Annotated in this window: 6 protein-coding genes; all 6 read right to left on the bottom strand. The window is 48.7% G+C overall.

Annotated features, from left to right (window positions below):
- Nucleotides 1-207 precede the first annotated feature (207 nt).
- Complete coding sequence (locus BM123_RS06110; RefSeq protein ID WP_245748452.1) at nucleotides 208-3,444, bottom strand: VCBS repeat-containing protein; 3,237 nt, start codon at nucleotides 3,442-3,444, stop codon at nucleotides 208-210.
- Nucleotides 3,445-3,669: 225 nt separating this feature from the next.
- A complete protein-coding gene (locus tag BM123_RS06105; RefSeq protein WP_090166347.1) occupies nucleotides 3,670-5,205 on the bottom strand; it encodes a RagB/SusD family nutrient uptake outer membrane protein in 1,536 nt (511 codons plus the stop codon).
- 70 nt (nucleotides 5,206-5,275) lie between these two features.
- Nucleotides 5,276-8,560 carry a SusC/RagA family TonB-linked outer membrane protein gene (locus BM123_RS06100; protein ID WP_090166345.1) on the bottom strand — a complete coding sequence of 1,095 codons (3,285 nt, stop codon included), beginning with the start codon at nucleotides 8,558-8,560 and terminating at the stop codon, nucleotides 5,276-5,278.
- 281 nt (nucleotides 8,561-8,841) lie between these two features.
- Nucleotides 8,842-11,118 (bottom strand): glycogen debranching protein GlgX, encoded by a 2,277-nt coding sequence (gene glgX / locus BM123_RS06095; protein ID WP_090166569.1) that lies wholly within the window; start codon nucleotides 11,116-11,118, stop codon nucleotides 8,842-8,844.
- 87 nt (nucleotides 11,119-11,205) lie between these two features.
- A complete protein-coding gene (locus tag BM123_RS06090; RefSeq protein ID WP_090166343.1) occupies nucleotides 11,206-12,141 on the bottom strand; it encodes a T9SS type A sorting domain-containing protein in 936 nt (311 codons plus the stop codon).
- Nucleotides 12,142-12,323: 182 nt separating this feature from the next.
- Nucleotides 12,324-13,184, bottom strand: a complete 861-nt coding sequence (locus tag BM123_RS06085; protein WP_090166341.1) for a family 16 glycosylhydrolase — start codon at nucleotides 13,182-13,184, stop codon at nucleotides 12,324-12,326.
- Between the last annotated feature and the right edge of the window lie 221 nt (nucleotides 13,185-13,405).

Here is a 13,405-nt window from a genome sequence, read left to right as displayed (position 1 = left end):
TGAATTAAGCCATTTGCAACCACCCTTGCGGAACGGTTACTTACATGATCAATGTAAATGTCTGATCATTGGCTTGTTTCCTGCACCACTGATGTTTAAAAGGGAAACACATATGGATTTGCCGGGTGAATTCCCCATGTTTTCACATGATTTCACGGTATTTGGCGCTGCCGCAGGTGCAATGAAAGGTCTGCAGAAGCATTGCTCTTACCACTCCAGCAATCGAAGAGAACCTTCATTAGTCGCCACCAGCAAGCCGTTGCTTCCGGCCTTACCCAGCGAAATGGGGTAAAGCCCCTTTACGTTTTCGGGAAGGAATAGCCCCGATTCCATCTGGTTGAGCGTTCTTAGGCTCGTCTCTTCGCCGTTCCCTAAAAAAACAGTCCCGATACCTGCGTCCGCCCGGGTAGTTTCAATTTCTACTTCGAACTTATTGCCGGCGGTAATCAGGTCTTGCCGGCCATCTTTATTTAGGTCCGCGGCAACGATGCTGTTGACCACCGAAAACTGGGCAGCCAGCGGCAAGGGATGGAAGGTCAGTTCCCCCGCCTGCTTTTCCAACCATCCACTCCGGAACTCCCGGGCCTCATACCGAATGGCATCCGGTTTGTCCAGATCAATGATGTCTTCCAGCCCCGCGTCGGCGAAAGCGTTGTAGGTTGGGAATTTTTTAGCAATATCCGGCACTTGCTGACTTGAGCATTCCCGCCCACGGATGGGGACCAGTTCATCGCCATTCTCTTTGGCGAGGAAAATATCGTTACTCCCGTTCTGGTCAAAGTCTGAGGCAAACACGTAAAATGGCTTTTCGGGAGAAGCCTGAAATTTGTAGTTAAGGCCAAGATTACCCAGCACCAGGTCTTCATCTCCATCTCCGTCCATATCCGTTGCAACGACCTTATTCCACCACCCCTGGCTTTTGTCCAGGCCATAGTCAGCAGTAGTGTTTTCGTACTTATCCCCTTTTTTCTCGAAGACAGTTACGGGCATCCATTCTCCGACTATGATTAATTCTGCCGTACCATCTTCGTCTAGGTCATTCCAGCAGGCAGAAGTTACCATACCTATACTGCTCAGGTCGGGTGCCATTGATTGCGTAACGTCCTTAAAGGAACCGCCCTCATTAAGCAGCAAATAGCTTTCCGGAGAGGCGGGGTAACGGGTGGGCACTACCCTTCCGCCTACAAATAAATCCAGGTCCCCGTCAGCATCCACATCAAATGGAATGACGCAAGCCCCACTGCTTCTGATGGATGGAAGCGAACCGGAAGGACTGAATTTGCCCACCCCATCATTGATGTACAGACGATCCTGAAATTTCGATGACCCTTCGGGAAACTCACTCCCCCCGCTCACCACGTAGAGGTCATTGTCTCCGTCTCCGTCAGCATCGAATAAAAGAGTAGCCGCATCCTCGAAGCCAGCGTCAGTCTCCGAAAATTCATTGTTACCCGGTGAAAACGTACCATCGGCTTGCTGAATAAAAAGAGAACCGGCAATTCTCTTTGCGCCGCCAATAAAAAAGTCCGACAAGCCATCGCCGTTAACATCGCCAACGGCGATGGCCGGACCAGACTTACTATGCCCGTGGGGCAATAAGACCTGGCTGGCGTAGTCATCAAAGTCATTCTCCTGATGGTTAAAAACCGGACGAAACCGTTTCGTCGTGGTTTCCCGCAGCAGGGGTGACTGCTCTTTTCTTTCTTCAGCAAGCAGCTTGGCGTCGGCGTAATTAATGGTTATTTCCTGATTGATGTCAGGTTGCCGGAGTTCCATTGCTTTTCCATCCGGCCATTGCACCCGCAGGCTTGCCACCTTGCCCTTATTGCCTAAGCCAAAATGAGCTTTAGGCTCCACGGAAGAAAGATAACCCCGCACCGTTTTCATCTCCTGGAACTGCTGTCCCTCTGCCTGAATCAGCGTAATTTTCGCACCAATTCCATATTTATTCCCCTGAGGGCCGTTCAGCCTGATGCGCAGATAATTCTGGGGCTCCGTATCATTTCGATACAAGAAAGCTTCCGCTTCGAGATTATTGACCACGAGGTCCAGATCCCCATCATTGTCCAGGTCGCCATAAGCAGCACCGTTAGAAAAAGATTTCTCCGTTAACCCCCAGGCTGACGCTGCGTTCTGATAGTGTAGTTCTCCTTCGTCATCGTAGATGTAGTTCTGCAGCGGTACGGACTTAAACATATCAATCACTACGCGGGCGTTTTCTTCGTCCGTTCGCTTTGCCCGTTCGTCACTTCGCAGATAGTTCTGGAAACGTATATTTCCGTCCTTGTCGGCAACGTCCCTGCGGTAGCCATTAGTAATAAATATTTCCTTATTCGCATCATTATCAAAATCAGCTGCCAGAACGGCCCAACTCCAATCTGATTTGGCTACACCGGCCAATTGCCCGATTTCACTAAAGAAACCGTTTCCCCGGTTTAACTGCAGGCTATTGTGCATATACTGGTCATGAAAACCACTACTCATGATTTGCCGGTAGAGGTCTACATTCATACTGGCCATTGTGGTCTTTGAGCGGACGTAATCCTCCGGGGACATGTCCAACTGGAGTATATCTTCGAGTCCATCATTGTTTAAGTCGGCAGCGTCAATTCCCATGCCATAGAAACTGGTATGGTTGGTGTACTTCTCAATGCTTTCAACAAAAGTTCCGTCTCCCTGATTTTCGTAGAGATAGTCATTTTCAAGATAATCATTTGACACAAGGATATCTGCGTATCCGTCATTATTTACGTCGGTGGTCAGCAAACCAAGTCCATAGCCAAAATTCCGGGTAATACCTGCAGCTTCTGTAATCCGGGTAAATTTTGCTCCGTCATTTCTATAAAGTTGATCGCTGAAATCGGGATTTTGAATTGCTTTAGCCTTTAAGACTTCTGTATGCGGAATAAAAAAAGTAGCCGGCCGGTTAGTAATGTATACGTCCAGATCATTGTCGTTATCCATATCGAAAAAAACTGCCTGTAAAGAATAGCCGGCATCATCCAGTCCAAATTCTTTTGCCATTTCCTCAAACTGCCCTTTACCGTTATTAATATAGAGTAGATTCCGACGTTTATTCTCCGGGCTATTATCCTTCGAACCACCTCGACATACGTAAATATCGAGGTGCCCGTCACCATTAACATCCGCCATTACGGTGCCGTTTTTCCACCCCTCTGCAGCAGCTACTCCGGCCTCTTGAGTAATATCCTCAAATTTTAAATCCCCGATGTTTTTATACAGGCGGTTATGATTTTCATTAGCCGTAAAATATACATCACTCAATCCATCCCCGTCAACATCGCCAATTGCTACTCCGCCACCGTTATAAACGTATTGAAACCGGGCGAAAAAATTAGTGAAGTTTTCTTCAACATGGTTACTGAAATCCAGACCTGTTTCACTTGCTGAAAGTTTCTGGAACTTCCCCGTTGAAGAAATCACTTCAGGCGTTTCCTGATGTTTATCAGCTTGACACGATGGTGCAATTAGAGAGATGCATAGTATAAGTAAAAATGGTATTCGCAGCATGTAGAACGGATGTTGAATAATAAATGAACTATGGATGTCCGAAAGATACTTAGCCTGTAACTATACGAAAAGGTCCCAGCAAATTGTAAAAATTTACTGGGACCCTTATCACTTAATCGGTTTAAAAAACTATTGAGTTTACCAACCTGGGTTCTGTTCCATTTGTGGATTTACATCCAGAACCCCTTGTGGGATGGGCCAGAAAATTTCATGCGGCTCTGCCTCTGGCAGTCCCGGCCAAACAGCTGTTTGTGGAGTCAGGTTATTCATACGATCCACCAGGCGTCCCCACCTGATCAAATCACCTTTGCGGTGGCCTTCGAAGGCCAGTTCGAGGTAGCGTTCGTTGTCAATTACATCGATGAATTCAGCGATTGAAAGCCCGGGCTGAATATCCACCACCGCAGTTTCGGGGTTGTTGTCGCCACGGGCACGAGCACGTACCTGATTAATGGCATCCAATGCTTCGGTGGTAACACTACCGTTTGCCTGAGCGTGAGCTTCAGCATAGCCCAGCAGTACTTCGGCGTAACGGATGTAAGCATAATCGAAGGGAGTATCATTACCCCAGGCCTGGCCTGCAGGCTTTTGCCATTTCCAGGGCTTGAACTGGTTAGGGCCACGTACGCTGTCCATAACGTTAGGTGCATTACCGTAAGCGATCGTTACCCGGCGACGGGTGTCATCCCGATCGTAAGCCAGTTCCAGATCGGTCATTGACCAGGCGGTACCCCAACCACCACCGTCGTTCAGCGAACCGTGAGGCCCCATGAAGCTACCGAGGTTAGAGTTTTGAGTACCGTCGATCGTTTGGCCAGGAGCATCGTGCTCAACGACCCAGACCATCTCTTCGTTTAGCTCGTTGTCGAGGTCGAAAACTTGTTGAAAGTCTTCTTCCAGAGAATAAACATCGCTGTCAATAACGTCTTTGAACTGCTCAGCAGCAAGGGCGTATTTATCAGTCTGATTCAGTGGGATACCCGCCATTTGAAGGTAAACTTTACCCAGAAGCGCCTGCACGGCTCCTTTAGATAACTGGCCGGATGCACCGAACTCCTCGAGGTCAGCAATGGCAGTAGTGAGGTCGTCAATAATCTGCGCGTAAATCACCTCAGGTTCTGATTGCGTAAACTCCAGGTTTTCCAGATTGACCCGCTCTTCAACAACCAGGGGAAGGCGGTTGTAGATCCGGACCATGTTGAAATAAAAGCTACCCCGAAGTGCCTTGGCTTCCGCCAGGATACGGGCACGGTCTTCATCGTTGATTTTGTCTTCCGTCATGGCCGTCACCTGGTCAATAACTGTGTTTGCACGGTTAATTTCCTGGTAGTGGCGAGAGTAAACATTGAAGAAAACATCCAGACTTGGAGTGGCGGAGAACAGGAAGAGTGTTCTGCGGCCAGGTGGCGTCCATGGTGGAACGACGATTTCGTCAGCGCCGTGCATACCCCACAGAAGAGCAACACCGGCGTCTCCACCAGAGTACCCCTGAATTCGTTGTTGGCCTGCGTACAAGCCATTCAGGGCAATTTGAGCATCAGAAGAGTTCCGGTAAAAGTTTACCGGGGAAAGGAAATTGGTTGGGGACTCCGTAAGCAGATCTTCGTCGCACGAAGGCAATGTGATCAGCAACGGTAAGGCCAGCAACCAAAGAAATTTAAATTTGATTTGCATGCTTAAATATTTGAAAGTGCCCGCTCCGGCAACAGCTGTTACCGAAGCGGGTTGATAGTTTCAGAGTGAATTAGAAGGTTACGCTTAAACCAGCACGGTAAGTACGCTGGCGGGGGTAGCTATCGCTATCCACTCCGGGCGTAAGCGGATTGTTTCCAATGCTAACTTCAGGGTCGTAGCCCGTGTAATCAGATAGAAGGAATGCATTATCCACGGCAGCAAAAATGCGGGCATTCTTAGTCGAACCAAATCCACGAGGAAGGCGGTAGCCCAGGGTCACATTTGCCAGACGCAGGAAAGAGCCGTCTTCAATGAAAGTACTGATAAGCTCCCGGTTTACCCCACCATCAGTATAGCCCCAAATGCCGGGAATGTCTGTGTCGGGGTTATCGAGCGTCCAACGGTCACGGATAAATCCAAGTTTATTGTACGTGGCAATGGCCGTTGCTGAGCCTCTTGTGATGTTGTTGTTGTATACCTCGTTTCCGATAGAAAACTGAAAGAGGAATGACAGGTCAAAATTCTTGTACTTGAAATCATTGGTGATGCCACCATACCAATCGGGCTGAGCATTACCAAGAATCGTACGGTCCGTCTGATCCACCACACCATCGGGCACCATAATGCGGTTACCGTTTTCATCAAGGCTGGCAATATCCTTCAGTTTCACCATACCTGGGCGGTACTGGGCAGAACCTGCCCGCGTTACGGTTCCTTCCCGAAGTTCGTAGAAGTTATCCCAGAACTGGCCATTTTCGTCATTGCGAATAATGTCCGCTGCCTCCTGAGTAGACAACCCATCAAAAATGGGGAAGTCGCTGTAGTTGTAGATACCGTCGGTAACGTAGCCGTAAAAGCTTCCGATGGGCTCCCCAACCCGTACGATGAAATCGTTCTCATTGGCACCAGGTGATGTAGCGAGAATGAAGTCAGCATTGCCGATGTCAAGTACCTGGTTTCTATTCTGAGAGACGTTAATCCGGAAATTCCAGCTAAAGTCACCCTTATCAACCGGAGTAGCGTTCAGAGCCAATTCTACCCCTTTGTTTTCTACCTCTCCAAAGTTCTGCAACGCACTGGTGAAGCCGGTTTCCGGAGGAAGTGGCACCTGTAGAAGCAGATCAGTAGTTGTTTTGATGTAGTAGTCAAAGTCGAAGGTCAGGCGGTTTTGAAACAGCCCTAACTCAAAGCCAACATCCGTTTGTGCGGTAGTTTCCCAGGTCAGGTCTGTGTTACCCAGCTGGTTAACACGGGCACCTGCGGCCAACTCTCCGTTAATCACTGCCCGGGATGGCTGGTAAGCAGCTAATGATCTGTATTCTCCAATACCGTTATTACCAGACACACCGTAGGTTGCGCGCAACTTCAGGTTACTGATCACCTTGCTGTCCTTCAGGAATGGCTCCTGGCTTACACGCCAGCTAATAGCACCTGAGGGGAAGAAGCCCCATTTATTACCTTCTGCGAATCGGCTGGAACCGTCTGCCCGGGCACTAAGAGTAATGAGGTACTTATCGTTGAGGGTGTAGTTGATCCGACCTAACCAGGAACGTAAACCCCAAACAGATTTACCAGAGTTAACCGGAAGGGTAAGTCCTGCAGAATTCAGGGCGTCAATATCTACTCCTGGCAAGGCAAAATCCTGAGAACTCGTACTCAGGTTTCGGTTTGTGCTTCCTTGCTGCGTGTAACCCGCTACTGCGTTAAGGCTATGTATTCCGAAGGTGTTCCGGTAAGAGACTGTGTTCTCATTCAGCCAACCGTAGCGGCGGAAAAGGCCCGTGAAGGCAATGCCACCAACGGCTCTTGACCAACCAAAATCACTAGGGTATACCCCTTCGTTATTAACGTTGTAGTAATTACCACCGAAAGAGGACTTGACAGAAAGATGGTCACTGAAATTGTACTGGAGGTAAGCATTACCAAAACCGTTGACTGTGTTGCCAAAGTTGTGCGTACGCTCAATCTGTGCCTGTGGGTTAAAGGCTGCTCCATCCCGTACGCTCAGCAAAATGCCGTCTTCGTCATATTCAGCATCTTCGTAGCGAATACGTCCCTGAACGGGCGTAAACAGAAGAATCTGGGTCAGAACACTCGCCTGGGCGCTACCGCCCGCATTACCTCCCGCGGTTACTGGTCCGCCGCGGTCAATGAATCCGGCATTGATGTTGATGCCTGCACTCAGGTTATTGGCTAACTCCTGCGTTACGTTGATATTGGAGGAATAGCGCTTGTAGAAAGAACCTTCCAGAATACCCTGGTCATCGCTGTACCCAAAAGAAGCGTTGTAACGTGTACGGTCACTTCCGCCATTTATGTTAAGGTTATGGCGTTGTGTAAAAGAGTTACGGAAAATTTTATCCCGCCAGTTCGTCACGATCAAACCGCTTTCGGGGTCTCCTAAATCCAGATCGTTGCCAAGATCATCCCGGTAAGCGAGGTCACGGTTACCGAAGTTGACAATGCCGAAAGTGTGGTACTCATTCCAGAAATCAACGTACTCCTGAGGAGAGAGAATATCAATCGTTCGTGACAGTTCTCCAACACCAACCGAGTTGCTGTAAGTAAGCTGTGCACGTCCTTCCTTTCCCTTTTTGGTGGTAATCAAAATTACACCGTTTGCTCCCCGGCTTCCGTAAATAGCCGTCGAAGAAGCATCTTTTAGTACCTCAATTGACTCAATATCATTCGGATTAATGGTTGAAAGCGGACTTTCAGACTGAGACCCCGGACCAGCATTTGCCCCGGAGGAACCACCAAGCAGGGGGAAACCATCAATGACGTATAGTGGATCATTGGATGCCGTAATCGAAGTACCTCCCCGAATACGGATCGTTGCCGAAGCACCCGGGCCACCCTGGGAGGTTGTTATCTGAACACCCGCTGCTTGTGCAGCAAGACCTTGCTCAAAGCCGATGGATTGTACCCGGGTAAGATCTTCTCCTTTCACGGTAGTAACGGAGCCCGTAAGGTCTTTTTTATCAACATAACCGTAGCCAACAACTACCACCTCATCAAGCGTTTCCGCATCCGTTTCCATCGTAACATCGATGGTTGTTCGGTTGTTAACCTTAATTGTCTGGCTGGTGTAGCCTGTGTAAGAAAGTAGCAATTCACTATCTCCTCCGGGAACGGTAATGGAGTATTTTCCATCAAAATCCGTTACTGTACCAGTAGTAAGATTGTCTTTTACCCGAATCGTAACCCCAATTAGTGGGTCTCCCTCGTCTGAGATTATGGTTCCCGCAACGGTAAGTTGACCGAAGACCGAACCACCAAAGCCGCAAAACAGCAATAGTAGTGCGATCGCGGGAATCCCTCGGTAACGGGTTAGTTTAGTAAGGTTTCTTAGCATGATAAACTAGTTAAGTGTGAGTGTTGAACGGCCTTTAGTTCTGACAGCCGTTAATAATGTTCCTTCCGGACATTACAAATGTGGAGCTAAGAATTTCTCCATAACGCTACGCATGGTCCTGAAAGTAGAACAAATGGTCAACCCTTGCTTTTACTGGATATTTATCGGTCCAGAGCCGATAAAAACACCCTTCATCACACACTAAACCCCAGCCATTTCCACGCGGGAAAGGCCATTTATGATACAAACAATAAATGGTCTGAATAGCTTTTTTTACGCCACTACTCCTGAATCATATCCCACAATCGACGAACCTGATCGACAATGGTGACCCGACGTTTACCCTCAGAAGTACGATTTGCCTTCCGGGCTTTCAGTCTAAACACCGAAAGACTGCGGGGGCCAAGCAAAAAGCCTTCTTTTGCCTTCACCTCCAGGTTTTGGGAAAGCTCACTGCTATCCGTATGAACGATTTGTTCCCAAATGGTGAATTCCTTTACGCCCGGAAGGGTGAAATCCACTCCTTCCCACCAGCCATTCAGGATAACGAGGAAAATATCGTCTTTGATTCGTCTCCCCCTTTCATCAAACTCAACCATTCCTTCTCCATTGAGGATCATCCCCATGGCACGGGTATTCGTACTGTTCCATTCTTCTTCAGACATCTCTTTCCCGGAGGGACTAACCCATAGGATGTCACCAATATCCGAATCATGGATGGTATGGCCGTCAAAGAAACGTCGACGGTGGAATATGGGGTTATCCATCCGGAGACTAATCATTTTTCGGGTAAAAGAATGCAACGCCCGTTGTTCCGCCGTCCAGTCCCAGTTGAACCAGCTGATTTCGTTATCCTGGCAGTAAGCATTGTTATTCCCCATCTGAGTTCTTCCGTACTCATCCCCCATCGTAATCATGGGTACTCCCTGACTCAACAAAAGCGTCGAAAGCATATTTCGCTGCATTCGCAAACGAAGTTTGTTGATCTCCGGATCATCAGTCGGGCCCTCTACCCCACAGTTCCAGCTGTGGTTATTGTTATCTCCGTCCCGGTTGCCTTCCCCATTAGCCTCATTGTGCTTTTCGTTGTAGGAGTAAAGATCCCGCAACGTAAATCCATCATGTGCCGTTACAAAATTGATGCTGGCTGAAGGTCGACGGCCGCTAAGCTCGTAAAGATCAGAAGAGCCACTTAATCGGTAGGCAAGCTCCGCTACCCCCGTATCGTCCCCTCTCCAGAATGACCGGACGCTGTCCCGGTATTTCCCGTTCCATTCTGACCATAAGACGGGAAAGTTACCCACTTGATAGCCCCCCGGGCCAACGTCCCATGGCTCCGCGATGAGCTTTACCTGACTGATTACCGGGTCCTGATGAATAGTGTCCAGAAAAGTACTCAGCCTTCCAACTTCGAAAAGCCCCCGGGCCAGTGCACTGGCCAGATCAAACCTGAAACCGTCAACGTGCATTTCCGTTACCCAGTAACGCAGACTGTCCATCACTAACTGCAGGCTCCGCACACTGGTCATATTCACGGTGTTGCCCGTCCCCGTGTAGTCCATATAATACTGCGGCTCATCGCTTTTCAGGCGATAGTAGGTAGCATTATCCAGCCCCTTCATTCCCAGCATCGGACCGTAGTGGTTTCCTTCGGCAGTATGGTTGTATACCACGTCCAGAATAACCTCCAGACCTGCTTTGTGCAGCTTCTTAACCATGTCTTTAAACTCCCGAACCTGCCCGCCGGCGCTGCCTGAAGCAGCATAATCTGCATGAGGGGCAAAGAAGCTTAGTGTATTATACCCCCAATAGTTGCGAAGTCCCATCTTCACCAATCTTTCGTCCTGGACGAAATGGTGAATGGGCATCAGTTCTATGGCCGTTACCCCAAGATTTTTAAGATATTCGATAATAGACGGATGGGCAAGGCCGGCATAAGTTCCCCGTAGTTCTTCCGGTAAATCCGGATGGGTTTGGGTTAGCCCCTTTACGTGAGCTTCATAAATCACCGTTCGGTGCATCGGGTGCTCTGGCAACTTATCCCCTTCCCAGTCGTACGATGGGTCGATCACAACACCCTTAGTAATGTACGGACCGGAGTCCAACGTATCCATCGTCAGATAACGGTCTTCGGCCGGATCATGGATGGGGTACGGAAACATGGCATCATGCCATTCAATATTTCCATCAATTGCCTTGGTAAAAGGATCGATTAATAGCTTATTCGGGTTGAAAAGTAGTCCCGCCCGCGGGTTCCACTCTCCATGAGCACGAAAACCATAACGCCAGCCGGTAGCAAGCTTGGGAATGAAACAATGCCAGATCATATCTGTCTGTTCCATCATCTGAATACGGTAAACCTCTTCGCTCGGGTCGGACTCCCGGAAAAGACAAAGGTCTACCCGGGTTGCGTTTCCACTAAAGACCGCAAAGTTCACTCCTTCTTCCGACCAGGTAGCCCCCTGAGGGTACGGCTTACCGGGCCATACCTCAATATCACCAAAAACGCCGTAGGCGTTAATTTCCTGCTGGTCACAAATTGGTGTGTTCTTACTCATAGTTTGAAGTAACCGATCCGTCAGGGAAAGGTTTACTTTCAAGACAAGGGGCCCGGGTTTCTTTTTAGCCCCGGATAGACTCACGGGTCACCTGTTTTTCACAAATGTGAAAGTGTACCGCTCTCCCTCGCCGCTGATCACACCAATATACTTACCATTTGCTAAGCTTCCTACGGCAAAATCATTAGGCAGAAAGCCCAACCATTTAGGAGGCATCGCCTCCTTGCCGTCAACACTGTATACTCTAAGCAGAAAATTACCCGATACGTAATCCCTGCAATCCAATCGTAACCTCACCCACTCATCAATGGTAGCTACCGGATTGGGGAACGCAACGACCGAGCATTCATCCTCCCCTGCCCGGGTAATAACCCTTTCCACCTCCTGTTCCATAAGTGCAAAACACTGACTCCGGGCCACAATCTTTATTTCGGGCGTGTCGCTTGCCCGGTAGGCCTCCATATCCACCCCTCCGAGGCCATCCAGATAGTAACTCCAGTTTTCCATAAAGCCCCGGTCAGGCCCCAGAGCTCCGTACATCGTTACCGGAAGATCCCGGCCAAGCCAGGCAGGCAGATTCATCTTCGCAACCGGTATTTCCACTCCGTCAATCACAGTCTCCTCCACCTCCAAAACATTAAAAGGCTCGTTATACAGCCAGGTAGTAGTCTCCTCTCCCAGCTCATAGCTTTCCTTGAAAAGAAAGACCCTGTCCAATATTTCCGGGACGTAATAAAAAACAGAATCACGGGAATGCTGAATGAGTTCCACTCCGGAGTAGTAACCATCCACGAGCCCGCTTGGCGCCAGATTTTTCGACCGGATACTCATTATTTTTGTCGGCACACCCCGTACCAGGGTATCCCGCTCGTACTTAACCAGCACAAAACCAATCGTTTCTTCCTCACCGTCATAACCCCGCAGGCACCATTCTGCACCCGGTGGAGCGAACTGCCCCTGGGCTGACAGCAAATCAACGATGAGGACGAAAGATAAAAGCGATAGTATTTTTAAATAATGCATCTTAGGGCTAAGATCGGTCTTAATTGGATATGATCACCAATTGCACCTGGCCCTGACTACTTCCTTTCTCTAAAAACCTACCACGAACGTTCATTAGACTTGTTGCGAGTTCACTTTTCGAGCGTGCGAAGGCAAATTTTGTTCTGAATGAAGCCAGAAGAAGGAACTCGCTATACCTTAGGTTAAGGCTTCTTTTGCCAAACCCGTACATATTTCACCTTCATTTTTCCATCCAGCCGATTATCGTCCGGCAAGGCTCCAAACCATTTGTTAGACTCTGCATTCAGATTAATCTCTAATGGCTGATGCCAGTGAGTGTTCTCCACTTCTCTGAACAAAACACCATCCAGAAAAAACCGGATTACTTCTTTGTTCCACTCCAGCCCCCACACATGATAGTCTTGTTGCAATTCAAAAGGGACATAGTATTTCTGTGAACGGGAAAAGTGCTTCTTCACGTCTCCTTTCCCGGGAGGTGCCCGAAAAACGTGAACGTTGGAGTTCAGGTCATGGCGATTCCATTCCACTCCGGGAGCATTTTCACAGATGTCAATCTCCGTCCACCAGTCTTTGCTCACATTAGTCATCCAGAAGCCGGAGACCCAGGGAGCATCCATTGGTTTTAACTCTGCTTCAATGTAACCGTACAATATCTTTTGTTTACTCTTAATAAAGCCTGTGGAGTGCGTGAACTCTTCAGGCAATTCTTCCTCTCCGTGTTGATTGACACGAATGATCAGTTCCCCGTTCTCCAGGGATACATTATCTCCCTGAAAGTAGGTAGGTGGACGCCCCTTCCATTTAGGATTATTGGGATACCACTTTTTTGTGTTCAACCGCTTCCCGCGAAACTCTTCACTCAGGCTGCGAACCATTTTCCAACGCCCCTCATTTTGTTGGTCACTCAAAGGCAATTTTGCAGTGATTCTCGCGGGCGCAGCAGAAAAATCAAGGCTGTCGGCATAGTTTTTCGGCGGCCGGGTTTCCTGGGCGCGGACGCAGGTGCAAAGAAGGCTGATTAAGAGCAAGGAGAATAAACGCATGTATACTGAGGTATTTTTCTGACTGCAAGGTCCTTCCTTACGCCTCTTTTAAAAAGCGCTGATACCAAACGTGATAGACTTATGGCTTTGGGTAGCATTCTTTGCCCGCAGTGAACCGAATCAATGACTGATCCAGCTTCCCGCTTCCCCTCAAAAGTATCCTGTGCCTAATACCAAGTCCTCTTTTAACCCATACGTAGTAATCTTCTGGAAAAAGCTCT

The organism is Neolewinella agarilytica, assembly GCF_900110645.1.
GTDB classification, from domain to species: domain Bacteria; phylum Bacteroidota; class Bacteroidia; order Chitinophagales; family Saprospiraceae; genus Neolewinella; species Neolewinella agarilytica.
Note: the sequence above shows the minus strand (reverse complement) of the source record. Positions and strands in the feature narration are given on the sequence as shown.